The sequence below is a fragment of the Ewingella sp. AOP8-B2-18 genome, assembly GCF_052376015.1.
GTDB lineage: Bacteria > Pseudomonadota > Gammaproteobacteria > Enterobacterales > Enterobacteriaceae > Ewingella > Ewingella allii.
Window position 1 is genome coordinate 1 of record NZ_JBQSVB010000052.1, and the last position, 1,222, is coordinate 1,222.

The following is a 1,222-nucleotide window of genomic DNA, read 5'->3' on the forward strand; positions in this document are numbered from 1 at the left end:
TGTAGATTCAATTGGTCAACGCAACAGTCATGTGAAAACATGTAGTTGCGGAGGATTGTTGAATGAGACGAACATTTACAGCAAAGGAAAAAACATCTGTTTTTGAACTGTGGAAGAACGGAAAAGGCTTCAGTGAGATAGCTAATATCCTGGGTTCGAAACCAGGGACCATCTTCACGATGTTAAGAGATACTGGCGGCATAAAACCCAATGAGCGCAAGCGAGCTGTTGCTCACCTGACGCTGTCTGAGCGCGAGGAAATACGAGCCGGTCTGTCAGCTAAAATGAGCATTCGAGCCATCGCTACAATGCTGAATCGTAGCCCTTCAACAATCTCACGTGAAGTTCAGCGTAATCGTGGTAGGCGCTATTACAAAGCCGTTGATGCGAATAACCGGGCCAACAGGATGGCTAAAAGACCAAAACCGTGCTTACTGGATCAGAATATGCCGTTGCGAGAGCTTGTTCTGGAAAAGCTTGAGATGAAGTGGTCCCCAGAGCAAATATCAGGATGGTTAAGGCGAACGAAGCCGCGTCAAAAAACACTACGAATATCACCTGAGACAATTTATAAGACGCTTTACTTTCGTAGTCGTGAAGCGCTACACCACCTGAACGTACAGCACCTGCGCCGATCGCACAGCCTCCGTCATGGCAGGCGCCATACTCGCAAAGGTGAAAGAGGCACTATCAACATAGTGAACGGAACGCCAATCCACGAACGTTCCCGGCATATCGATAACAGACGCTCTCTGGGACACTGGGAAGGCGATTTAGTCTCGGGTACAAAAAACTCCCATATAGCCACACTTGTAGACCGAAAATCACGTTATACGATCATCCTGAGACTCAGGGGCAAAGACGCTTTATCAGTGAATCAGGCTCTTACAGATAAATTCCTGAGCTTACCACCTGAACTCCGGCGATCACTGACATGGGACAGAGGAATGGAGCTGGCCAGACATCTGGAATTTACTGGCAGCACAGGAGTTAAAGTTTACTTCTGCGATCCTCAGAGCCCCTGGCAGCGGGGAACAAACGAAAACACTAATGGGCTAATCCGACAGTACTTTCCCAAAAAGACATGCCTTGCCCAATATACTCAATATGAGCTGGATCAGGTTGCAGCTCAGCTAAACAACAGACCGAGAAAGACACTGAAGTTCAAAACACCTAAAGAGATAATTGAAAGGGGTGTTGCGTTGACAGATTGAATCTACAG

At 47.3% G+C, this 1,222-nt stretch carries 1 protein-coding gene; it reads left to right on the top strand.

Going from position 1 to position 1,222, the window contains the following annotated elements; all coding sequences use genetic code 11:
• Nucleotides 1-62: 62 nt before the first annotated feature.
• Nucleotides 63-1,214, top strand: coding sequence for an IS30-like element IS30H family transposase (locus ACT3RR_RS23060; protein WP_001254955.1), 1,152 nt, complete (start codon nucleotides 63-65; stop codon nucleotides 1,212-1,214).
• Nucleotides 1,215-1,222 lie beyond the last annotated feature (8 nt).